Here is a 24,559-nt window from a genome sequence, read left to right as displayed (position 1 = left end):
TTATGCAAATTTTCAAAGAACTATTTCGTATATTAAAGTGTTAAAAATCAGTAACTTAGCTGCACCGAAATAACACCATTTTTTATACCGGATTTTTGATTCGAATTTTGAACACCCTACCTTACAGGGCGCCAAGTTTGCGAACATGATAACCCAGGGCGTTGCCCTGGGCTAAGAGCTTCTGCCCCTTCAGGGCGTGTGGGGCAAAACTTCAGTTTTTTATGAATTTACCTTATTCTTTTCATTGCCAAATCTGCGAGCACGATGGCAGATAAAAAAAACAAAAAAAAAGGAGTCGTCCTGATGGGGACAACTCCTTTTTTATTATAATTGTTATTTGCAAAAAGTCTTTCTGCTTACGAATTCATGGAGAGCAGGAACTCGTCGTTGTTGCGGGTATGCTCCATGCTCTTGTGGATGGTGTTCATCGCCTCCACAGGATTCATGTCGGAAATATACTTACGCAGAATCCACATACGGTCGAGGGTGGTCTTGTCCTGCAACAGGTCGTCGCGACGAGTAGAAGAAGCCACGAGGTTGACAGCAGGGAAGATGCGCTTGTTGCTGAGAGAGCGGTCGAGCTGAAGCTCCATGTTGCCCGTTCCCTTGAACTCCTCGAAGATCACCTCGTCCATCTTGCTGCCTGTATCGATGAGGGCAGTGGCGATGATGGTGAGCGAGCCGCCTCCCTCAATGTTGCGGGCAGCTCCGAAGAAACGCTTAGGTTTCTGCAGAGCATTGGCGTCGACACCACCTGTAAGAACCTTGCCTGAGGCTGGCGCCACGGTGTTGTAGGCACGAGCCAGACGGGTGATGGAGTCGAGGAAGATGACGACATCGTGACCGCACTCCACCATGCGCTTGGCTTTCTCCAATACGATTCCGGCTATCTTGACATGACGCTCGGCAGGCTCGTCGAAGGTAGAGGCGATGACCTCTGCGTTGACGGTGCGAGCCATGTCGGTAACCTCCTCAGGTCGCTCGTCGATGAGCAACATCATGAGGTAGGCCTCGGGATGATTGGCAGCGATGGCGTTGGCGATATCCTTCATCAGGATGGTCTTACCCGTCTTTGGCTGAGCCACGATGAGTGCACGCTGCCCCTTACCGATAGGCGAGAAGAGGTCGACAACACGAGTGCTGAGGTTAGTGGTGGCACGGTCGCCACAGAGTGTGAACTTCTCGTCGGGGAAGAGAGGTGTGAGATGCTCGAAAGGTATGCGGTCGCGCACCTCGGATGGCTTTCTACCGTTGATCATCTCGATGTCGGTGATAGGGAAGTACTTCTCGCCCTCGTGAGGAGGACGCACACGGCATTGTACCACGTCGCCGGTCTTCAGACCATAGCGCTTGATGACATTATTGGGCACATACACATCGTCGGGTGAAGAGAGGTAGTTGTAGTCGCTGCTGCGCAGGAAACCATAGCCGTCGGGCATGACCTCGAGTACACCATTAGATGTGATGATGTTGGTAAAGTCGAATGTTGACTCTGCTTTTTTCTGTTGTACTGGCTGAGGGACAGGAGCTGCAGTAGCTGTAGGAGTGGTAGGACGATCGAAGATGTCGAAGGTGGGCATGGCAGCCTGGTCTTCGATAGGAAGGTCGACTACGGGGATAAAGTCGGTGCCGTCGCCTGGGTCGCCCTCCCAAATGCCTGTGGCATCCTGTGCAGCAGTCTGTTCGCCAGCCTTCTCGTTTTGAGCATTCAACTTGGCCTGCAACTGTGCAGCCAGGGCTGCAGCGTCACTCTCGCCGTTGTCGGCAGCATTAGAAAAATCCTGTTCGGGAATGAGGTTGGTATCGTCAACCGAGTTTTGTTTTTCCGTATTATCCTCCGAGGTTGTGTCTTCAGAAGGGCTGTTGGCTTCCTGTTCACTCTGCATCTTGTTTCTTTCCTTCATGGCAGCCACCTTGGCAGCTGCAATGGCCTCAAGCTCAGCCTTGCTCTTACGTCCTCTGTGCTTGGCTATAGGTTTCAGCATGGTTGGCTCTACATCGCTCTGCGCTGTTTCGGCAGAAGTAACGGCTGGCACTTCGGCTTCTGGAGCATCCTGACCGGCAGCGGGCTGAAGTGCTTCGGTTTCGGCTATAGGCTCATCCTGCTGTAAGGGTTCCTTGAACAAAGGAGTATCGGTGGACACAGGTCCTTTCACCTGGTTCTTCATCACGTCGTAGTTTTCACCGTCCTTGCCCTTCACGGAGTACACCTTGTCTTCCGTCTTTGCTATCCTCACTCTCTTTCTCTTGGGAGCTGCAGCATTCAGAACGGGCGTCTCGGCCTGGGTGTCGAGAATGGCGTAAACAATCGTCTTTTTGTTGTCATTAGACTTGATTTTAGCACCTATCTCTTTTGCAATGTCTTTCAGTTGAGCGACATTTTTTGCATTTAATTCGTCTATGCTATACATTATATTATAAAAATAGTATATGATGTTTTGATTGATGATAAGCGTTTCGAAGAGTGGGGAAACGCCTATAAGAATTGAAATCGAGTGCAAAGATAATTAAAAAATTCGTTTCTGCCAAATTTTTTCCTTATCTTTGCACAAAAAATTAATAAATGGCTACGCAGATACCCTATTTGGATGTTCAGAACCTCACCAAACGATTTGGTGCTCAGGTTCTTTTCGAGAATATTTCGTTTTCCATCGCTGAAGGACAAAAGGTGGGACTCATTGCACGCAACGGCACGGGAAAGTCAACTCTTATGTCGGTACTGATGGACAAGGAAGGCTATGAGTCAGGATCTATCATCTACCGACGTGACTTGAAGCTGGGCTTTCTGGAACAGTCGCCCCAGTTTGATCCCGAGGAGAGTGTACTCGATGCCTGTTTCAACCACAAGGACGATCCCGAGAAGGTGCTCAAGGCGCGACAGATACTCACACAGCTGCACATCACTAACCTGGAGCAGCCCATGGGACAGTTGAGCGGTGGACAGCAGAAGCGTGTGGCGCTTGCCAACGTGCTGATTACCGAGCCCGACTTCCTGATGCTCGACGAGCCTACCAACCATCTCGATCTGGAAATGATAGAATGGCTGGAAGGCTATCTGAACAGGGGCAACAAGACCATCTTTATGGTGACCCACGACCGATTCTTCCTCGACAAGGTGTGCAACGTGATACTGGAGCTCGACGATCAGGGCATCTATACCTATCGCGGCAACTACGCCTACTACTTGGAGAAACGACAGGAGCGCATGGACAACCTTCGGGCTGAGATTCAGCACTCGAAGAACCTTTATCGCCGGGAACTGGAATGGATGCGCCGTCAGCCACAAGCCCGTGGACATAAGGCGAAATACAGAGAGGATGCCTTTTACGAGCTTGAGAAAGCGGCAAAACAGCGCATTGAGGACCGACAGGTAAGGTTGAAAGCTTCTACCGTTTACATCGGCTCGAAGATTTTCGAATGCCAGTATGTCAGCAAGGCCTTCGACGACCGCGGCAAGAAGAAAGTCATTTTGCGCGACTTCTATTACAACTTTGCTCGCTTCGAAAAGATGGGCATCGTGGGTAATAACGGAACAGGAAAGTCCACCTTCATCAAGATGCTGCTGGGCGAGGTGAAACCTGACAGCGGACAGTTTGACATCGGCGAGACGGTGCGCTTCGGCTACTTCTCGCAGGAAGGTCTGAAGTTCAGGGAAGACCAGAAGGTGATAGACGTCATCACAGAGATAGCCGACTACATTGACCTGGGCGGCGGCCGACACATGACCGCCTCGCAGTTTCTGCAGTTCTTCCTCTTCACGCCCGAGGAACAGCACAACTACGTGTACAAGTTGAGCGGAGGCGAGAAGCGCAAGCTCTACCTCTGTACCGTGCTGATGCGCAACCCCAACTTCTTGGTACTCGACGAGCCTACCAACGACCTCGACATACAGACGCTGCAGGTGCTGGAGGAATATCTGCAAGACTTTGCCGGATGTGTGATTGTGGTGAGCCACGACCGATATTTCATGGATAAGGTGGTGGATCATCTGCTGGTCTTCAAGGGCGAAGGCGAGATACAGGATTTCCCTGGCAACTATACCCAGTATCGTGAATGGTGCCGACTTCAACCCAAAACCGAGGGCGAGGGAGCCGAGAAGAAAGCCACTAAGCCTACAGCCAAAGAACAGCCTTCTGCAACCCAGAAAAAAGAGGGCAAAAGAAAGATGACCTACAAGGAGAAGCGCGAGTACGAGCAGCTGACCAAGGAACTGGAACAGCTCGAAAACGAGCAGAAAACCCTGGAGGAAGCTCTCTGCAGCGGACAACTCTCGGTGGAGGAACTGACGGAGAAGAGCAAGCGTCTGCCAGAAATCAAGGACGAGATCGACGAGAAGGAAATGCGCTGGCTCGAACTCGCCGAGATAGAAGGGTAGCGGGAGAGTAAGCGAAAGTGCAGAACGAAAGAACAGAATAAAAAATAGAAATAACAACAATATGGAAATAAAGAAATCAGAATTCACCATATCTGCTCCACGTGTGAGCATGTGCCCTAAGGACAACAAGACGGAGTATGCCTTCATCGGCAGAAGTAACGTGGGAAAGTCGAGCCTCATCAACATGCTCTGCAACCACAAGGGACTCGCCAAGACATCGGCCACACCGGGAAAGACCCTGCTTATCAACCATTTCATCATCAACAACGAGTGGTATCTGGTCGACTTGCCGGGCTATGGCTTCGCCAAGCGTTCGAAGACCGTACAGAAACAGTTGGAGCAGATGATTTCCAGCTATATTCTGCAGCGTCCACAGTTGGCTAACGTCTTTGTACTTATCGACGTGCGCCACGACCAACAGAAGATTGACCGTGAGTTCGTAGACTGGTTGGGCGAGAGTGGCGTGCCCTTCTGCATCGTCTTCACCAAGGCCGACAAGTTGGGCCCAGTTAAGGCCCGCATGAATGCCGAGAAGTGGATGCACGCGCTGGAAGACCGTTGGGTGGAACTGCCTCCTTACTTCATCACCAGCAGCGAGAAGAAGTTGGGTCGCGACGACGTGCTCGACTACATCGACCAAATCAACAAGAGTTTGGAGGAGGCTGAATAAGTCTGTAAAACTAAAGAGTTATACTTCAGAAACTTCAGAATCCAGCGAAAAGGGAGTAATATATAAGGAGTAATATATAATAAGGTATAGAACTCTCGTAAGCTATGAAGTTGCGAGAAGACAGAGTAGTCAAAGATATTATGGGTAGCATCAAACAGATAAATTGGGGATTTATCGGTTGCGGAGAAGTGACCGAGAAGAAATCGGGTCCAGCCTTCAACGAGGTGGAGGGCTCGAAGGTAGTGGCTGTCATGAGCCGTAGTGAGGACAAAGCCCGCAGTTATGCCGAGCGCCACCATATACGTAAATGGTACACGGATGCCCAGGAGTTGATAGACGATCCCGACGTGAATGCCATTTACATCGCTACGCCACCATCGTCGCACGCCACCTTCGCCATCATGGCGATGAGGGCAGGCAAGCCGGTGTATGTGGAGAAACCTCTGGCTGCCAGCTATAACGACTGCATCCGCATCAACCGAGTGAGCGAACAGACGGGAGTGCCCTGCTTTGTGGCTTACTATCGTCGCTATCTGCCATACTTCCGCAAGGTGAAACAGATAGTGGAGCAGGGAGGCATAGGCAATGTGCTCAACGTACAGGTGAGATTCTCGGTGCCGCCACGCGACCTCGACTATACTTCGGGCAAGGAAATGCCCTGGCGACTGCAGCCCGACATTTCGGGAGGTGGCTATTTCTACGACCTAGCTCCACATCAGATAGACCTCCTGCAGGGTCTCTTCGGCGTCATCACCCGTGCCCACGGCTATCCCGCCAACCGTGCTCATTTGTATGAAGCAGAGGACACCATCTCGGCTTGTTTCTACTTCGAGAGCGGTATTCCCGGCAGTGGAAGCTGGTGCTTTGTGGGACACGAGAGTGCCAAGGAAGACCGCATAGAGATCGTTGGCGACAAGGGGTCGCTGTCGTTCTCGGTTTTCGACTACGATCCCATCCTGCTTGTTACGAGTGCAGGCAAGACAAGCATCGTAGTGCCCAACCCTTCGTATGTACAGTTGCCTATCATCAAGACAGTGATAGAAGACCTGCAGGGAATCGGCACCTGCGAAAGCACTTGTGTGGCAGCCACTCCTACCAACTGGGTGCTCGACCGCATATTGTGGAAGAACTAAACCATGTCGCCTGCAGTCAGCCCAGGCCCTACGACTGAGAGTTCCGGCAGACTGCTGCATCAGCACGACCTGTAAAATATAAAGCAATGAAGAACAAGTTTGTTTACACCCTCATCGTTTTCTGCCTTGGCTTCGGCTCTCCTGTCTGGAGTGCCGAGGAGACGGCAGATTCCACTTTGCTGGGAACCTTGTTCAATGCTACGATGTTCCAGCCGAATTCCTCAGACAGTCTTACTTATGCCCGCCACAAGAAGACTTTTTTCCACAGAGTGGGCGATGTCTTCACCAAACTGTTCCGCGAGTTCAACACCACCGACGAGAACTATATCGAGTCGCAGCATTATAACTATACCGTGATGCTGCAGAACACCAACACCTACGAACGCTACACACTCTCGAGCAAGGAAGGGCAGAGCATCTCGTTTGCTCCCGACATCACCTACCGCTTAGGTCCTTATATTGGCTGGAGATGGGTGTTCTTAGGCTACGCCATCGATCTGAAGAATATCGGCTTTGGTTCTTCCCACTCACCCAAGAAGGGGTTCTCGATGAGCCTTTACAGCAGTCTGCTGGGCATCGACCTGTTCTGGCGACAGACAGGAAACGACTATCACATTAAGAGCTTCTATTTAGGCGACGGGATAGACACATCGCCCGTCAAAGGAGTAGACTTCGACGGCGTGAAATCGAGTGTAAAAGGTTTTAATCTTTACTACATATTTAACCACAGAAAATTCTCTTATCCAGCAGCTTATGCGCAGAGTACTGTTCAGCGAAGAAGCGCCGGTAGCTGGTTGGCAGGCATAGGTTACACCCGCCATACGCTGGAGGTGGACTGGGAGAAACTGGAAGATGTGGTAGTCGACAAGATGGGTGAAAAGTTCGGTGGCGACATCGACAACAAACTGCGTTTTGGTACGGTGAAGTATACCGACGTATCGGGCAGTTGTGGCTATGCATACAACTGGGTCTTCGCCAAGGACTTTCTCTTCAATGCTTCCCTTTCCATGGCTTTGGCCTACAACCAGTCGATGGCAGATGTGGAGCGCGAGGAGAACAAGAAAACCCGTGAGTTCAGTTTCCGCAACTTCAACCTCGACGGCATTGGCCGTTTTGCCTTGGTATGGAACAACACCCACTGGTATGCCGGTGCAAGCGCCATCCTACATACCTATAATTATAAGAAGGACCGTTTCTCAACCAACAACTCCTTTGGAGAGCTCAACCTCTATGTGGGAGTCAACTTTGGCAGAAAACGATAGGTTCGTCTTTTGATACATAAAATGAATAGCATTATGAAAAAAACGATGATTCTTTTGTTGGCTTGCCTGTTGGTTTGTCACGTTTCGGCTTACAACCGTCAGGACAGTATGAAGATAGTGAGCCTGCTGCAGGAGGCGAAGTCGCTCAAACAGAAGCCCAAGAGCTGGATGCTTTGGTTTGGCAAAAAGTTTATCGGTGTGCCTTATGTGGCAGGAACCCTCGATCGCACAAAGGAAGAGCAGTTGGTTATCAATACTCGCCAGCTCGACTGCACCACCTATGTGGAGATGGTGACAGCACTGACCCTATGCGCCCAGAAGGGACAAACCTCCTTTGCGCAATATTGCGAGCATCTAAAACACGTGAGGTATATTGGTGGAAAGGTGGAGTACACCAGACGTCAGCATTATTTCACGGTGTGGATCAACGACAACGAGAAGAAGGGCATCGTGACCGACATACATCCCAATCCTCCCTTCACAGCTGTTCAGAAAGTGGCTGTCAACTGGATGAGCACACATTCCTCCAACTACAAGATGCTCACAGCTCATCCCGAATGGATGGCAGGCATCAAGGCCATGGAACGAAGCATTACAGGTAAAAGCTACAGATACATCCCGAAAAACAAGATTGTGAACAACCAACTCTTCAGGTCGGCGATTCACGACGGCGACATCATTGTCATCATCACCAACAAGAAAGGACTTGACACCACTCACATCGGACTGGCGTCGTGGCATGCAGACGGTCTGCATCTGCTCAATGCCAGCAGCATACATCATCGGGTGATCGACGAACCCATGCTGCTCCGCACTTATATGAGCAAGCATCCGGTACAGACAGGAATAAGAGTTTGTCGCGTAACAGACCGCTAAAACAGCATAAATATACAGCTAAATCATAATAAATGCAGAAAAATAATATCAAAATGATAATTTTTCTGCATTTTGTACGACTAATTGCAAATTAATTAGTATATTTGCAAACAGATTTCTAAAAGTAGTGAATTTTTTATTTAAAAGTGAATAACGATGATACTGGACATTGAAATGCTGAGAAGCTTCTATGCTTCGTATTCAGATAGTGTAAAACAAGCCAAGGCTACAGTCAAACGACCTCTCACTTATGCTGAGAAGGTGCTCTTTGCTCACCTATATGATCCCACTCAGTTGCGACCATATAAAAGAGGTATAGAGTATGTTGACTTCCGTCCCAATCGTGTGGCGATGCAGGACGCTACAGCCCAGATGGCTCTCTTGCAGTTCATGAATGCCGGTAAGGACAAAGTGGCCGTACCCGCTTCGGTTCATTGTGACCACTTGATTCGTGCCGATGTAGGCGCTACTGCCGACCTCCCTGAGGCTTGCAAGACCAACAAGGAGGTGTACGACTTTCTGAAGTCAGTCTCACAGAAATATCATATTGGATTCTGGGGTCCAGGAGCTGGAATCATCCATCAGGTGGTGCTCGAGAATTATGCCTTCCCTGGCGGTATGATGGTAGGAACCGACTCGCATACGCCCAATGCCGGAGGTCTCGGTATGGTAGCAGTAGGTGTGGGCGGTGCAGATGCGGTAGACGTGCTGACCGGACAGCCATGGGAACTCAAGATGCCTCGTCTTATTGGTGTTCATCTTAAGGGCAAACTCTCTGGATGGGCAACTCCTAAAGACGTGATCCTCGAAATTCTCGGCATTCTGACCGTCAAGGGCGGCACAAATGCCATCCTTGAATACTTCGGCGAAGGTCTCGACAGCATCTCGACCACAGGCAAGGCCACCATCTGTAATATGGGAGCAGAACTGGGAGCCACTTGCTCCATCTTCCCCTTCGACGAGAACGCCGACGAATACCTGCGCAAGACGGGCCGTGAGGAGATTGCTGTTCTCGCCCAGCAGAATGCGGCAGAACTCCGCGCTGATGATGAGGTGATGGCTAATCCTTCGGCTTTCTACGACCAGATAGTAGAGATCGACCTTTCCAAGGTGGAACCACACCTCAATGGTCCGTTTACTCCCGATGCCGCCACACCTATCTCGCACATGAAGGCGAAGGGCCCTGCCAACGATTATCCCATGGTGGTAGAGGTTGGACTGGTAGGCAGTTGCACCAACTCATCCTATCAGGATCTTGCACGTGCAGCCAGTGTGGCACGCCAGGCTTACGAGAAAGGCATCGAAGTGAAAGGACAGCTGATTATCAATCCAGGTTCGGAGCAGATTCGTTACACGGCAGAGCGCGACGGCATCCTCGACGACTTCAAGAAGATCGGTGCCTTGATTATGACCAACGCCTGCGGTCCTTGCATCGGACAATGGAAGCGTCATACTGACGACAATACACGTAAGAACGCCATCGTCACTTCATTCAACAGAAACTTCCGCCGCCGTGCTGACGGCAACCCCAATACTTACGCCTTCATCGGCAGCCCAGAGCTGACAGTGGCGCTGACCATTGCCGGCAGACTGGACTTCAATCCTGCCACAGACACCTTGTTGGACAAGGAAGGCAACAGCGTGAAACTGGATGCCCCAACAGGCTACACATTCCCTCCTAAGGGATTTGCCGTAGAGGACAAGGGATTCATCGCACCAAGCGCAGACAACGCTAATGTGGAGGTGGTGATCTCACCAGACAGCAACCGCTTGCAGAAGCTGGCTCCATTTGCAGCCTGGGACGGAAAGGATCTGACCGATATGCCGTTGCTCATCAAGACTGAAGGTAAGTGTACCACCGACCATATCTCTATGGCTGGTCCCTGGCTGAAGTTCCGCGGTCATCTGCAGAACATCTCCGACAACCTCCTGATGGGAGCCGTCAACGCCTTCAACGGTGAGAGCAACAAGGTGAAAAACCAGTTGGACGGCAAGTACGTGGAGGTTTCCACCGCAGCCAAGGCTTATAAGGCACAGGGTATCAGCAGCATCGTGGTAGCAGAAGACAACTATGGCGAGGGTTCTTCGCGTGAACATGCAGCCATGGAGCCTCGCTTCCTCAATGTGAAGGTGATTCTCGCCAAGAGCTACGCCCGCATTCACGAAACCAACCTGAAGAAGCAGGGTATGCTGGCGCTTACATTCTGCAACAAGGATGATTATAATAAGGTACAGGAAGACGACCGTATTTCGCTCACCGGTCTGAAGGAGTTTGCCCCAGGCAGCAAGCTGACGGTAACTCTGAAGCATCAGGATGGCAGCGAGGACAGTTTCCTGGTAGAACATACCTACAACGATACGCAGATAGCTTGGTTCAAGGCAGGTTCGGCTTTGAATTTTGCGGCAAAGAAATAGTGTTTTGCGATTACACTAAACATTACCCATTAAACATCAATAAAAATGAACAAGGAATATTTAATATATAAACTGAGCGATGAGGTAAAAAACTCATGCAAGATTGACAAGGAAGCTTTCACTAAGTTCAATGTGAAGCGTGGTCTTCGAAATGACGATGGCTCGGGTGTTCTCGTCGGTTTGACCAATATTGGTAATGTAGTGGGTTACGAGCGAGATGCAGACGGAAAGCTGACACCTACAGAGGGTAAGCTCTATTACCGTGGCTATGAACTCGACGACCTGGTGAGTCCTCTGCTGAAGGAGAAGCGCTTCGGTTTCGAGGAAGTGGCTTTCCTGTTGCTTTCAGGTCAGTTGCCTGACAAGGAGGAGTTGGAAGCTTTTAAGGAACTGCTCAACGACAACATGCCACTCGACCACCGCACCATCACGCACATTATCGAATTGGAGGGCAGCAACATCATGAACATACTGGCGCGATGCGTGCTCGAGATGTACACATTCGATCCTAATCCTGATGACATCAGCCGCGACAACCTGATGCGTCAGAGCATAGAGTTGATAGCCAAGTTCCCAACCATTATCGCCTATGCCTACAACATCTACCGCCACTCGGTACAGGGCCGCAGTCTGCATATCCGTCATCCTCGCGAGAACCTCTCCATCGCAGAGAACTTTCTCTATATGATGAAGCACGAGAACTATTCGGAGCTTGATGCACGAATGCTCGACCTGCTGCTCATCATCCAGGCAGAGCATGGTGGTGGTAACAACTCTACCTTTACCGTGCGTGTCACTTCTTCCACCCGCACAGATACTTACAGCTCTATTGCCGCCGGTATCGGCAGCTTGAAAGGTCCGCTTCATGGTGGTGCCAACATCAAGGTGATCAATATGTTCCATCACCTGAAAGAGCAGATCAGAGACTGGAAGAACGTGAAGGAACTGGATGTTTATCTCACCCGTATGCTCAACAAGGAGGCTTACGACAAGACTGGTCTTATCTATGGTATCGGTCATGCGGTCTACACATTGAGCGATCCTCGTGCCGTAGAGCTGAAACGTTTGGCTGGCGAATTGGCCAAGGAGAAGGGAAGAGAGGACGAGTATGAATTTCTGAAGCTCATAGAGCAGGAGGGTATCAAGTGCCTGCAGGAGCATCGTGGAGGCAGCAAACCTGCTTGTGCCAACCTCGACTTCTACAGCGGATTCATCTATGAGATGATAGGTTTGCCACAGGAGATCTATACACCAATATTCGCCATGGCCCGTATTGTGGGTTGGACAGCCCACCGTATCGAGGAGCTCAACTTTGAAGGCCGTCGCATCATCCGTCCTGCTTATAAGAATATTTTGGGTGAGTTGGAATACACTCCGCTCGACGAACGATAAACCAAAAAAGGTGTGTCATAAGATTATGACACACCTTTTTATATAGTCAGCCTATAACCGAAGCAGAACTTTCTATAACCGAAACAGAACTTTCGACTTGGGAAACAGAAATTTCTATAACCGAAGCTGAACTTTCTATAACCGAAGCAGAAATTTCTATAAGCGAAGCATAGACAAACATTCAAGCGAAGGGCAGGAGAGAAGGAGGGAACCTCTCATTCTATGCTCCAAAAAGCAGGGTGAAGAGAGGAATTGTGATGATGGAGAACAGGGTCGTGATGAATGTCGCTTCGGTCATGAGTGAGGGATTTCTGCCGTACTTCATACAGAACATTGTGCCGAAAGATGCCACTGGCATGGCTATTACTACCGTGTTGATGTTGTTGATGAGCGTGTTGACTCCGCATAGACGGAACAGAAAATACACGGACAGAGGCACTATCACCAGTCGGAGGAAGGAGGTGGCATAAACCTTGCCGGAACCTATAATCTCGCGAAGTGGAAGACGTGCCATCGAACTGCCTATAATCATCAGTGCTGCGGGCACAGTAATGTTACCCACCATCGTAATCGGACGGGCTATCATCTCGGGAGTATGCACGCCAAAAGCTACCAATAAGGCTGCGATGAAGGCGCCTATGAGAGCCGGACTGAGCAATACTTTCGGATTGAACTGACGGATGCTGTATTCACCCTTGACAAGCATCACACCCGCAGTAAAGATAAAGAAGGTATTGGGCACATTGAGCAAGGCTGCATAGAAGACAGCCTTCGGACCAAAGATGCTCGCCACTATAGGATAACCGATGAACCCCACGTTGGCAAACATCAGGGAAAAACCTATCATGCCCTGGTCGTCATGATTCCTGGATATGAATCGGGGAACCCAGAAACCAAACACCAACAAAATGATGTAGGTGAGGAATCCCACACCTACAAGAGGAAGAATCAACGAGCGGTCGGGCATTTCGTCGCCCATAACCGACGAGAGCACCAAGAGCGGACAAGTGATGTCTACAACGATGGAAGACAGCTTTTTGTCGAACTTGTCGCCCATATACCCCAACTTACAGGCGGTGTAACCCAATATAACCATGGTGAAAAGCATCACCATTACTTCTAAATTCTGCATTATCCTGAAAATTAATGATTGTGTTTTAGTCGATGAAACGGCGAGTGATATTGCCGTAATGATCGATGCGACGGTCGCGAAGGAAAGGCCACCAGCGCCTAACGTCCTCGCTGTGCTTGAGGTCAACATCTACCACAAGGCTTTCTTCCTCGTTGTCGCTTGCCCTGTAATAGAGCTCGCCCTGCGGACCAGCCACGAAACTGCTGCCCCAGAACTGAATGCCTCCAGTCTGCTCACTTGGGTCGGGCTCGAAGCCTACGCGGTTGACAGCTACTACCGGCAGACCATTGGCCACGGCATGACCTCGCATCACTGTGGTCCAAGCCTCGCGCTGGCGCTGCTGTTCGTCCTCTGTATCATACTTGGCATAGCCGATGGCTGTAGGATAGATCAGGAGTTCGGCACCCTGAAGAGCCATCAGGCGGGCTGCTTCAGGGTACCACTGGTCCCAGCAAACCAATACACCCAATTTACCCACTGAAGTCTGTATGGGCTGAAAACCCAGGTCGCCTGGAGTGAAATAGAACTTCTCATAGTAGGCTGGATCATCGGGAATGTGCATCTTGCGGTATTTGCCGGCGATGCTGCCATCACGCTCTATGACAACTGCAGTGTTGTGATAGAGTCCGGGTGCACGACGCTCGAAGAGAGATGTCACTATGACGACATTCAAGTCCTTGGCCAACTTGCCGTAGAAGTCGGTGGATGGACCAGGAACAGGCTCTGCCAAATCGAAGTTGTCTACTGTCTCTATCTGGCAGAAATAGAGCGAGTTGTGTAGCTCTTGCAGAACTATCAGTTCAGCTCCACGGTGAGCTAAGTCTATGATGCCCTGTGCCAGGCGTGTTTTGTTGTCAGCCACATCGGCTGTATTGTGCTGCTGTAGTATTCCTATTTTCATCTGTATTGAATATTATTGTATTTTGTCTCCCTGATGGTTCCTTCTGGCAGTTGCATGGTGAGACAATGGATGCTGCCATGCTGACGGATAATGGTGCGCGAGTCGACTCCTATAATCTCCCTGTCTGGGAAGGCTAACTGTATCTGTCGGCGTGCTTCCTCATCCTTCTCTGGCTGATTGTATGTGGGGTAAATCACAGCACCATTGATAATCAGGAAGTTGGCGTAAGTAGCCGGCAGTCTGTCGCCATCGTCGTAGATAGGGTCGGGCATAGGCAGGCGAAGCAGGCGATAGGGGTAACCCTCGTAGGTAAGAACACTCTTAAGTTGCTTCTCCAAAGCCTGAAAGTCAGCATACTGCTCATCTGAGGCATCATCGCAACCCACATAAAGCAAGGTGTCGTGAGGCGCTACTCGCACAATGGTGTCGATGTGTCCATCGGTGTCGTCGCCAACCAAATTGCCATGATCGAGCCAAACTATGCGCTTGGCATGAAAAAAGTTGAGCAATTGTTTCTCTATATCCACCCGGGTGAAAGGCTGGTTGCGGTGAGGCGCCAGCAGGCATTGGCTTGTGGTAAAGATGGTTCCCTTTCCATCGCTCTCTATGCTTCCACCTTCGAGGACAAAACCTGTATGGTTCTCAAGAGCAGCCTGAAAGGCTCCTTGATAGTAGAGCTGCAGGTTGATGGCATTGTCCTTTTGCCAGGCAAACTTCTCGCCCCATCCGTTGAATCGGAAGTCGAGCAGATGAATAGGAACGATTAGGCCGTTGTGACTGTTCTTGGAAACCAAGGTGATAGGGCCATGATCACGTGCCCAGGTATCATTGGAATCAATATCATAAAGATGTACTCGATCCATCTGTTCTTTCGACAGACGGCTTGCCAGCATTCGCCGGGTACTCTCAACAATGGGCGTGGCAATAAGCAACTGCTCATAGCGTGTGATGATTTCTGACAGTTCCAGATAGGTGTCGGTAATCTGACGCAGATAAGGTTTCCAGTCGGTACCTCCATGAGGCCATGTAAGCATGATTCCGCTCTGAGGTGACCATTCTGCCGGTAGCGAATAATCGCAAGGGTATGACTGATACATAGGCTTTAGATTTATTTTGTTCTTACTATTTTTATGATCAGGTGTTGCCGATAATCGACAATCATTTGCAAAATTACGAAAAATTCTATAATAAGACTCTCTTTTCCTCCTTTTTTTTACTAAAATGCGAGGTTTTATATGAATTCTTCTATGGATATTCATAAAATTAGTTAAACTCTAAGGGGGAGCGCTTCATATTTGCGAAGAAATCGTTAACTTTGCAACCAAATGAAAATAAATAAGGTAGTAGATGCCCTTGAACAGTACGCGCCTCTGCCCTTGCAGGAAGGATATGATAATGCCGGCCTGCAAGTTGGATTGACAGAGACGGTGGAAGTATCAGGGGCATTATTGTGTCTTGACGTTACTGAGCAAGTGGTGGAAGAAGCGATAGAAAAGGGGTGCAACCTCATCGTTAGCCACCATCCGCTGATATTTCGCAAACTGGCAAGAATATCGGACGAGAACTATGTGCAGCGCACTGTGCGTAAAGCCATCAAGAACGACATTGCCATCGTGAGCATGCATACCAATATGGATGCGGCTACGGGTGGAGTCAACTTTAAGATAGCAGAGAAATTGGGGCTGAAGAACCTGAAATTCTTTGCAGGCGAGAAAGAAGTGGATGGCGTGAAAGGTGGCGAAGGAGTGATAGGCGAAGTGCCCGAAACAGAGGGGTGGGCTGCCGATGACCTGGTGCTCTTGCTGCGCGACAAGTTCGCAGTAGAGAGTGTGCAATGTAATCAGTTGCTTCGTCGTCCTATCAGGCGCGTGGCTCTCTGCGGTGGTGCAGGCTCGTTTCTTCTTGACGCTGCCATACAGGCTGGTGCTGATGCCTTTATCACAGGCGAAATGCACTATCATGAATACTTCGGTCATGAGCAGGAGATTCAGATCTGCGTCATCGGTCATTACCAGAGCGAGCAGTTTACCAGCGAAATCTTCAAGAGTATCATCGAGGAGAAATGTCCGGGAGTAAAGTGCTTGATCTCTGAAATCAACACCAACCCGATCATTTATCTTTAGAAAGTTGAACAACAATACGGACTCAGTCTATAGAAGTTGCAGGAAAGCAATATACATTAAACACATATAATTTATAATATAATGGCAAAGAAAGATCCTACAGATTTGACAGTAGAAGAGAAATTGAAAACCCTCTTCCAGCTGCAGACTACCTTGTCGGGTATCGACGAGAACCGCGCATTGAGAGGCGAGCTTCCTCTCGAAGTTCAGGACTTGGAAGACGAGATTGCTGGTCTTAACACTCGTATCGAGAAGATACAGCACGAGATTGAGCAGTTCCAGAAGGCTGTAAGCCAGAAGAACGGCGAGATCCAGGAGGCACAGGCAAGCTTGAAGCGCTATCAGTCACAGCTCGACACTGTAAGCAACAACCGTGAATATGATACTTTGAGCAAGGAAATCGAGTTCCAGCAGTTGGAAATCGAACTTTGCGAGAAGAAGATTCGTGAGGGTCAGCAGAAGATTCAGGAGAGACAGGCTGACTTGGCTTACACACAAGAGCACAAGGCCGACCGCGAGAAAGGTTTGGTAGAGAAGCGTTCTGAGCTCGACGACATCATGTCGGAAACGCGTGATGAGGAAGAGCGTCTGAAGGAGAAGGCGCTCGACTTGGAGAAGAAGATCGAACCTCGTCTGCTTGCCAGCTTCAAGCGTATCCGCAAGGGTGCCCGCAACGGTCTGGGTATCGTATATGTACAGCGTGATGCCTGTGGTGGTTGCTTCAACAAGATTCCTCCTCAGCGCCAGCTTGACATCAAGATGCACAAGAAGATCATTCCTTGTGAGTATTGTGGCCGTATTCTCATCGACCCAGAGTTGGCTGGTATTAAGATCAGCGCTCCAGAAGAGGAGAAGCCAAAGCGCAAGCGTTCTATTCGCAAGAAGAAGACAGAGGATGCTGATTAATATAGCAAACTAAGAATAAGGGTGTTTCGTCCTGCCATTCATTAAGCATGGCTGATGAAACACCCTTTATTCATGCAACAATATCGCAGTCTTCTGTATTTCATAACTAACTGAAACAATTTGTATAGTATTAAAGCAACTCATGACTTTATGGGTGACGGATAGATACTCTTTTACTTTTGAATGTTAAAGTAAAGAACTTTTCTCAAAATAATTGCTATTTACAATATTTTTTGTACTTTTGCAACGAAATGGGTAGCAAAATCCACATCTTGCTAAGTGTGGCACAGCCTTTGCTATGCATTATTCATCATCAATACAAACGAATATGACAAAGAAAGAAGAAGACTTTAACTATAAGATAGACTTAGACCCCATGCGCCAGGGCGCAGAGACCCTGCGCAACGATGACGGATTCTCTTTCCCCGATGAAGACGAGGACGGTCTCTTCGCAGACAACGACGATGACGATGATGTTCGCGACAATGCAAGCAAGAACACTTCCTCAGCCAATCGACATCAGGTAAATACCAAGAAAAAGTCAAAAACCCCCATCATCGACCATTTCAGTCACGACCTAACCCAGGCAGCTTCCGAAGGTAAGCTCGACCCTGTAGTGGGACGCAGCAAGGAGATAGAGCGCGTGATCGAGATCTTGGGACGACGCAAGAAGAACAACCCTATATTAATAGGTGAGCCTGGTGTGGGCAAGAGCGCCATCGTGGAAGGACTGGCACAGCTCATTGACAAACAACAGGTGTCTGGACTGCTCTTCAACAAGCGCGTAGTAGAACTCGATATGACTGCCATGGTGGCAGGAACCAAGTTTCGTGGGCAGTTCGAAGACCGTATCAAGGGACTCATCCGTGAGTTGGAGGAATCGCCCGACATCATCGTCTTCATCGACGAAATCCACACCATTGTGGGAGCAGGCAATGCGCAGGGAAGCATGGATGCAGCCAACATTCTGAAGCCAGCCTTGGCAAGAGGCGTGATACAGTGTATCGGCGCCACTACCCTCAAAGAATACCGCAACTCGATAGAGAAGGACGGTGCCTTGGAGCGCCGTTTCCAGAAAGTCATAGTAGAACCTACCACTGCTGAGGAAACACTCCAGATACTCAACAATGTGAAGGAACGCTACGAGGAGCACCATCATGTCGTCTACAGCGATGATGCCCTGCAGGCTTGCGTCAAATTGGCAGACCGCTACGTCACCGACCGTTTCTTCCCCGACAAAGCTATCGACATCATCGACGAGGTAGGTTCACACATTCATCACAGCCATTCCTCTGTTCCACAACCCATCCTCGACCTGCAGGAAGATATTGTGAAGGTGAAGGGATGCAAGCAGAAAGCAGTTGCGAACCAGAATTTTGAATTGGCTGCCAGCTACCGCGACCAACAGGCGCAGATGGAGAATCGTCTGGAGAGCATGAAGCTGATGTGGGAACGTGGCGAAGGCGAGGAGGTCCTGCCTGTAGACGAAATCGACGTGGCGCAGGTGGTGAGCCGTATGACGGGCGTACCCGTTGAACGCATGGAGGAAGCTGAGAGCAGTCGCCTGCGCAAGATGGGCACCACCCTCAAGAGTGCTGTCATCGCCCAGGACAAGGCCATCGACACTATGGTGAAAGCCATCCAGCGCAACCGTGTTGGGCTGAAAGAACCCAACCATCCCATTGGGGCCTTTATGTTCCTGGGACCTACTGGTGTGGGAAAAACTTATCTCGCCAAGAAGTTGGCAGAACAGATGTTTGGCTCTGCCGACGCCCTGATTCGCGTTGATATGAGCGAGTACTCTGAGAGTTTCAATACCTCTCGTCTTGTAGGTGCGCCTCCGGGATACGTAGGCTATGAGGAGGGCGGACAGCTCACCGAGAAGGTAAGACGCAAACCCTATTCCATCGTGCTGCTCGACGAGATAGAGAAGGCCAACGACAAGGTGTTCAACCTCCTGTTGCAGGTCTTGGACGAAGGCCGACTCACAGATGGCAACGGCCGTCTCATCGACTTCCGCAACACAGTCATCATCATGACCTCCAATGCGGGTACGCGCCAACTCAAGGAGTTTGGCCGTGGCGTGGGTTTCAATGCGGGCAGTGCTCATGGCAACCTGCTCGACGAAAAGGACAAGGAGTATGCACGCAGCATTATACAGAAGAGCCTGAGCAAGCAGTTCTCGCCTGAGTTCCTGAATCGTCTCGACGAGATCATCACCTTCGACCAGTTGGGCCTCGATGCCATCAAGCAGATCATCGATATTGAACTGAAGTCGCTCTTCAAGCGTGTGGAGGACATGGGGTACCACATCCGCATCACAGACAAAGCGAAGGAGTTTGTGGCCGTCAAGGGTTACGACGTGCAGTTTGGTGCCCGTCCTTTGAAGCGTGCCATCCAAACCTACATCGAAGATGGCGTTTGTGAACTGTTGCTGGGCGATTCGCTGACTGCGGGTGAAACTATCGTCATTGGCAAGAACCCCAACAAGGATGAGTTGACCTTCAATCCACAAAGTTAATATAGGTTAATGCGCAAAAACAATTTCATCGGTTGAAATTATTTCATTACCTTTGCAGTTGTTTTTAAAAAGCAAGCCATGATGGCTCAGTTGGTAGAGCAACGCATTCGTAATGCGTGGGTCGCGGGTTCGAGTCCCGCTCGTGGCTCATTCCTATTGTGCGAGATTAGCACATCGGTAGTGCACAGGCTTCCCAAGCCCGGGAGGCGGGTTCGACTCCCGTATCTCGCTCAAAGAATAAGGTGTTAGAAATCAGATTGTTATATGATTTTTAGCACCTTATTTTTTTTATTTTATTTTTAGTATACTTACACTAAATTTTCATGGTTTTCAAGTGTTTTGTGAGTAATATGTGAGTAAAATAGACAAACAAAGATGACGGTTTTTGCACCTATCATAAAATTATCCGAAAGAATTTTAGTAATTTTGCAGTCAAAAATGAGAAAGATGGAAAATAACGATATGAAATGGAAGACGCTCTCGCAACGCTATCTGATAGAGAAGCCCTGGCTCACGGCAAGGGTTGACAAGGTGGAGTTGCCGACAGGGGCTGTCATTGACGAGTATTATGTGTTGGAATATCCCGACTGGGTGAACACAATAGCCATCACGAAGGAAGGTAAGTTTGTTTTTGTGCGCCAGTACCGTTATGCCTTGGGCAAGACGGTGAACGAGTTGTGTGCGGGCGTTATAGAGAAAGGTGAGGAGCCTATGGCTGCTGCCAGAAGAGAGTTGATGGAGGAGACAGGATTTGGTGGTGGCAACTGGCAGGAATGGATGAATATTTCTGCCAACCCAAGCACGCATACCAATCTGACTCACTGCTTCTTGGCGACAGACGTTGAACTATTAAGTGAACAGCACTTAGATGAGGGTGAGGATGTGCAGGTGCGCATCTTTACACGCCAGGAAGTGGAAGATATGTTGCAGAAAGGCGAGGTATGGCAGAGTTTGATGGCAGCCCCTTTGTGGAAGTATTTTGCCCTTAATCAATAAGGCTGTCAAGAAGTTATGTTTATAGTCATTCTGTTTATCTTTTGGGGAATCCTGTCGGGAGTTCTCTGTCGCAAGCTGTCGACAGGAGCACGCATCTCACACACCGAAGTGGCTGCGCGATGGCAGGGCAGAATCGTCACCTGGCTCATCTGGCTGTTACTCTTCCTGTTGGGCATTGAGGTGGGAAGCAACGAGATGATTGTGCGCTCTCTGCCCACGCTTGGTGTAGAGGCGTTGTTGCTCTCTTCGGCTGCCACCTTGGGCTGTTGTGTCTTAGCCTGGATGCTTTGGAGAGTTTCGAAGAACAATACCGTGCAGGAGAATGCGAAGAAAGAAACTTCTGCCGAGAAAGAAGTGAATCCTGCCGAGAAAGAAGGCTTGCAAGGATCTTCTCTCATCCGTGGGCTGAGGGGGATGAAGGGAAGTCTCATTGTGGTGGGATTCTTCGTCATAGGCTTGCTGGGCGGAATAGAGAAGATGGTGCCTTCATGGCTTCTTGATGGAGACGTGAGTTTTGTGGCACTCTGTGGCTTGCTGCTCTTCGTGGGATTGGGCATCGGACTGAATCCGGAAATGAAGAAGGAGGTTCGTTCGTTGAGTCCTCGCATGGCATTGTTGCCTGTTGTCACGATAATAGGCTCGTGGTTGGGAGCGTTGCTGATATGGACAGTGCTTCACCGCACCCTGTCCGACTGCATGGCGATAAATAGTGGCTTCGCCTATTATTCGCTGTCGAGTATCTTCATCACCGAATATCGTGGTGCCGAATTGGGAACCATAGCCCTCTTGGCTAACATCATACGCGAGATGCTTACCCTGTTGGGTGCTCCGCTGATGGCCCGTTGGTTTGGTCCGCTGGCACCTATTTCTGCAGGAGGAGCCACCACGATGGACACCACCTTGCCCATTCTCTCGCAGACCGTGGGTCAGCGCTATATAGCTCTGAGCATCTATCATGGTTTTGTGGTCGACTTCACCGTGCCCTTCCTTGTCAGCTGGTGGTGTATGGTTTAATTTCAAAGAACTTGCGCAAATGGGGAAGTTAAAGAAGTTAAGTAAGAACAATTTATATAAGAAACATGATAAAAGCAGCATTATTTGATCTCGACGGAGTGGTGCTCGATACAGAAACCCAGTACTCCGTATTCTGGGGAATGATAGGTAAGGAATATCATCCAGAGTTGCCCGACTTCGCCCTTCGCATCAAGGGACAGACGCTGGTGCAAATCTACGATAAATATTTTTCCGATGATGCCGTCTTCGCCCATGTGGCAGACTATCAGGGCGTAGAAGCAGAGCAAGCCCGTATTACCCGCAGGCTCGATGAGTTTGAACTGCACATGAAGTACGACTATATCGTGGGCTTCGAAGCCTTTGTCGCCGATCTGCGAGAGCATGGCGTGAAATGTGCCGTGGTGACCAGCAGCAACATGGCAAAGATGCGCAGCGTGTACGAGCAGCATCCAGAGTTGGAGTCTTACTTCGATCGTGTGCTTACCAGCGAGGACTTTGCCCGCAGCAAGCCCGATCCCGACTGTTACCTCAAGGGTGCTGCCTGCTTTGGTGCGAAGCCAGAGGAGTGCGTAGGACTGGAAGACAGTTTCAACGGACTGCGTGCCGTGAGGGCATCGGGCGCATTCACCCTTGGACTTGCCACCACCAATTCGCGTGAAGCCATCGCTCCATTTTCCGATTATGTGATTGATGATTATCAGGACTTTGGCTATGAAGACCTGTGCAAGGTGGTAGACAAGAGGAGCAAAAAGTGAAAAAAAAGGCTTTTTTCTTTGTAGTGTGCCTAAATAGCTGTAACTTTGCACTTGATTTCAAAAACAGACAAAAAAATGGGATATTTATCGACTGACAAGAAGAAAATCACCACCAAGACCTTTGCTGAAATGAAGCAGGCTGGCGAGAAAGTTACTATGCTTACCGCTTACGATTTTACTACCGCAGGCATTATCGATTCAGCAGGAATCGACAGCATATTGATAGGCGACTCTGCCTCTAACGTCATGGCAGGCAATGCCAATACACTGCCCATCAGCGTAGACGAGATGATATATCATGCCCGCAGTGTGACACGTGCCGTCAACCATGCTCTCGTGGTATGCGACATGCCCTTTGGCAGTTATCAGATAAGCCGTGAGGAGGCGCTGCGCAATGCCTGCCGAATGATGAAGGAGACGGGTGTAGACGCACTGAAGTTGGAAGGTGGTATCGAAATCATCGACACCGTGAAGTCGCTCATCGATGCAGGTATTCCTGTACACGGACACTTGGGACTCACCCCACAGAGCGTCAACAAGTTTGGCGGTTATGGCATCCGTGCCAAGGAGGAAGCCGAGGCTGAGAAGTTGATCAGCGACGCCATCGCCCTCGACAAGGCTGGCTGCTTTGCCATCGTTTTGGAGAAAGTGCCAGCCAAGTTGGCTGCCGAGGTGACACGCCAGGTAAAGGCTGTAACTATAGGTATCGGTGCAGGCTCTGGTTGCGACGGACAGGTATTGGTTTATGCCGACGCCTTAGGAATGACTCAGGGTTTCAAGCCAAAGTTCTTGCGCCACTTCGCCCATGTGGGTGAGGAGATGACCAAGGGGGTACAATCGTATGTCGATGCAGTGAAGACAGGAGGCTATCCTTCTGCCGAGGAATCTTACTAAAATAAAGTATGGATACACAGAATACACCAGTACATCTGAAGTTATGGCATCGTGAGTTCTGGATGCTGGCTCTTGCCAATCTGCTGCTCATGATGTCGGCTTATGGCTTGCTGCCCACCTTGCCTTTCTATCTGTTGGGCAGAGGACTGGACGGCATGCAGACAGGACTGGTTATGGGAATATATGGAGCAGGACTCTTTGCCCTGGGCGGGTTCTGCTCTTATTATGTTCAGCGCTATCGTCGCAACCATGTATGCCAGTACTCCATCTTGGGCTTGGTGCTCTGTATGGGCATGGCTTATTATTTAGAGTTTGTGCTGGGAGTGGAGATGGAGTTCCGACTGTTGCTCTTGGTTCGTTTTGCCATCGGAGCCTTCTTGGGACTGGCAGCGATGGTACTGGGCAGTACGCTGGCGATAGACATCTGCGAGTCGTTTCAGCGCACGGCAGCCAATCACATCATAGCATGGTTTGGCCGACTGGCTTTGGCCATGGGACCTTTAGCTGCACTCATAGTCTACGGCTTCTGGGGCTATTGTTACATCCCCGTATTTTCGGGTGTGCTGGCACTTGCATCCTTTGTGCTGATAGCGATGGTGCGTTTTCCCTTCAAGGCCCCATCCGAGAAGATGCCACTGTTCAGTCTTGACCGCTTCTTCCTGCCGCAGGGCTTGCCTCTCTTTGTCAATCTGATACTCATCATGATGGTGGTTGGCGTGCTGTTGGCTCAGGTTCACAGTGTTACCTACTATGCTATGTTGTTGGCAGGATTGGCCATGGCAATAGTGGCTGAGCGTTTTGCCTTTGCCAATGCCGAACTGAAGAGTGAGGTGCTTACGGGTATCATCGTGCTGGCAGCGGCTGTGCTGATGGAGTTCACCCATCAGGCACGTGCACTCGATTACATGCAGCCAGCCATGATAGGCTTTGCCTCTGGCATCATCGGAAGCCGTTTTCTGCTTTTCTACCTCAAGCTGTCAAAACACTGTCAGCGAGGCACCAGCCAGAGTTCTTTCTTCCTGGCATGGGAGACGGGCATCAGTCTGGGCTTCCTCCTGAAGTTTGGCTTCCTCTCTTCCGACAGCAGCCGTGCGCCTTATGCGTGCTTGGGACTGCTGGTCATCAGCTTAGGGCTCTACAATTTCTTCGTACACCCCTGGTACATGAAACATCGCAACAGATAACTCCCCGAAC

At 49.9% G+C, this 24,559-nt stretch carries 18 protein-coding genes, 2 tRNA genes and 1 pseudogene; 17 read left to right on the top strand and 4 right to left on the bottom strand.

The features are described from left to right. Nucleotides 1-356: 356 nt before the first annotated feature. Nucleotides 357-2,411, bottom strand: a complete 2,055-nt coding sequence (gene rho, locus P3T48_RS13520; protein ID WP_276507033.1) for a transcription termination factor Rho — start codon at nt 2,409-2,411, stop codon at nt 357-359. Between the two features lie 152 nt (nt 2,412-2,563). Between rho and abc-f the strand changes: the two genes are divergently transcribed. From abc-f to P3T48_RS13485, 7 genes are all read left to right on the top strand, one after another. Next, nucleotides 2,564-4,375, top strand: a complete 1,812-nt coding sequence (abc-f, locus tag P3T48_RS13515; protein ID WP_276507032.1) for a ribosomal protection-like ABC-F family protein — start codon at nt 2,564-2,566, stop codon at nt 4,373-4,375. A gap of 61 nt (nt 4,376-4,436) precedes the next feature. Next, nucleotides 4,437-5,045: a ribosome biogenesis GTP-binding protein YihA/YsxC gene (gene yihA / locus P3T48_RS13510; RefSeq protein WP_158463262.1), complete on the top strand. Its 609-nt coding sequence runs from the start codon at nt 4,437-4,439 to the stop codon at nt 5,043-5,045. Between the two features lie 149 nt (nt 5,046-5,194). Next, the gene (locus tag P3T48_RS13505) at nt 5,195-6,178 is read left to right on the top strand and encodes a Gfo/Idh/MocA family protein (protein WP_276507034.1); all 984 of its coding nucleotides are present in this window, start codon (nt 5,195-5,197) and stop codon (nt 6,176-6,178) included. A gap of 86 nt (nt 6,179-6,264) precedes the next feature. Further along, nucleotides 6,265-7,440: a DUF4421 domain-containing protein gene (locus P3T48_RS13500; RefSeq protein ID WP_276507031.1), complete on the top strand. Its 1,176-nt coding sequence runs from the start codon at nt 6,265-6,267 to the stop codon at nt 7,438-7,440. A gap of 33 nt (nt 7,441-7,473) precedes the next feature. Continuing rightward, nucleotides 7,474-8,316 (top strand): N-acetylmuramoyl-L-alanine amidase-like domain-containing protein, encoded by an 843-nt coding sequence (locus P3T48_RS13495; protein WP_276507030.1) that lies wholly within the window; start codon nt 7,474-7,476, stop codon nt 8,314-8,316. A 156-nt stretch (nt 8,317-8,472) separates the two neighbouring features. Further along, nucleotides 8,473-10,731 (top strand): aconitate hydratase, encoded by a 2,259-nt coding sequence (locus P3T48_RS13490; RefSeq protein WP_276507029.1) that lies wholly within the window; start codon nt 8,473-8,475, stop codon nt 10,729-10,731. Between the two features lie 45 nt (nt 10,732-10,776). Continuing rightward, the gene (locus P3T48_RS13485) at nt 10,777-12,123 is read left to right on the top strand and encodes a citrate/2-methylcitrate synthase (protein ID WP_276507028.1); all 1,347 of its coding nucleotides are present in this window, start codon (nt 10,777-10,779) and stop codon (nt 12,121-12,123) included. A 220-nt stretch (nt 12,124-12,343) separates the two neighbouring features. On the opposite strand, the gene P3T48_RS13480 is transcribed toward P3T48_RS13485, so the two are convergent. From P3T48_RS13480 to P3T48_RS13470, 3 genes are read right to left on the bottom strand one after another with little or no spacing between them, the layout of a single operon-like run. Continuing rightward, on the bottom strand, nt 12,344-13,255 hold the full coding sequence (locus P3T48_RS13480; protein ID WP_276507027.1) for an AEC family transporter: 912 nt from the start codon (nt 13,253-13,255) through the stop codon (nt 12,344-12,346). Nucleotides 13,256-13,280: 25 nt separating this feature from the next. Continuing rightward, on the bottom strand, nt 13,281-14,156 hold the full coding sequence (locus P3T48_RS13475; RefSeq protein ID WP_217757017.1) for a carbon-nitrogen hydrolase: 876 nt from the start codon (nt 14,154-14,156) through the stop codon (nt 13,281-13,283). Continuing rightward, nucleotides 14,153-15,253 (bottom strand): agmatine deiminase family protein, encoded by a 1,101-nt coding sequence (locus P3T48_RS13470; protein WP_158463256.1) that lies wholly within the window; start codon nt 15,251-15,253, stop codon nt 14,153-14,155. The genes P3T48_RS13475 and P3T48_RS13470 overlap by 4 nt, the downstream gene beginning before the upstream one ends. A 228-nt stretch (nt 15,254-15,481) precedes the next feature. Here P3T48_RS13470 and P3T48_RS13465 point away from each other — a divergent pair, with 228 nt between their 5' ends. The 10 genes and pseudogenes from P3T48_RS13465 to P3T48_RS13420 all read left to right on the top strand — a co-directional run bounded on the left by P3T48_RS13465 (nt 15,482) and on the right by P3T48_RS13420 (nt 24,549). Further along, on the top strand, nt 15,482-16,279 hold the full coding sequence (locus P3T48_RS13465) for a Nif3-like dinuclear metal center hexameric protein (protein ID WP_022251887.1): 798 nt from the start codon (nt 15,482-15,484) through the stop codon (nt 16,277-16,279). Between the two features lie 81 nt (nt 16,280-16,360). After that, nucleotides 16,361-17,185 (top strand): zinc ribbon domain-containing protein, encoded by an 825-nt coding sequence (locus P3T48_RS13460; RefSeq protein WP_022251886.1) that lies wholly within the window; start codon nt 16,361-16,363, stop codon nt 17,183-17,185. A gap of 538 nt (nt 17,186-17,723) precedes the next feature. Continuing rightward, a pseudogene (locus P3T48_RS13455) lies at nt 17,724-19,706 on the top strand (ATP-dependent Clp protease ATP-binding subunit); the annotation flags it as partial. 75 nt (nt 19,707-19,781) lie between these two features. After that, nucleotides 19,782-19,854, top strand: a tRNA-Thr gene (locus P3T48_RS13450). 12 nt (nt 19,855-19,866) lie between these two features. Continuing rightward, nucleotides 19,867-19,937, top strand: a tRNA-Gly gene (locus P3T48_RS13445). A gap of 216 nt (nt 19,938-20,153) precedes the next feature. Then, entirely contained in the window at nt 20,154-20,702 is a 549-nt protein-coding gene (locus tag P3T48_RS13440) for an NUDIX hydrolase (RefSeq protein WP_276507025.1), read from the top strand. Between the two features lie 414 nt (nt 20,703-21,116). Next, a complete protein-coding gene (locus P3T48_RS14340) occupies nt 21,117-21,716 on the top strand; it encodes a LysO family transporter (RefSeq protein WP_158464365.1) in 600 nt (199 codons plus the stop codon). Between the two features lie 65 nt (nt 21,717-21,781). Further along, nucleotides 21,782-22,471, top strand: coding sequence for an HAD family hydrolase (locus tag P3T48_RS13430; protein WP_276507023.1), 690 nt, complete (start codon nt 21,782-21,784; stop codon nt 22,469-22,471). A gap of 75 nt (nt 22,472-22,546) precedes the next feature. Then, complete coding sequence (gene panB / locus P3T48_RS13425; protein ID WP_276507022.1) at nt 22,547-23,365, top strand: 3-methyl-2-oxobutanoate hydroxymethyltransferase; 819 nt, start codon at nt 22,547-22,549, stop codon at nt 23,363-23,365. An 8-nt stretch (nt 23,366-23,373) separates the two neighbouring features. Beyond that, a complete protein-coding gene (locus P3T48_RS13420) occupies nt 23,374-24,549 on the top strand; it encodes an MFS transporter (RefSeq protein ID WP_276507021.1) in 1,176 nt (391 codons plus the stop codon). Nucleotides 24,550-24,559 lie beyond the last annotated feature (10 nt).

This window comes from Segatella intestinalis (assembly GCF_029348455.1).
Lineage (GTDB): Bacteria > Bacteroidota > Bacteroidia > Bacteroidales > Bacteroidaceae > Prevotella.
Note: the sequence above shows the minus strand (reverse complement) of the source record. Positions and strands in the feature narration are given on the sequence as shown.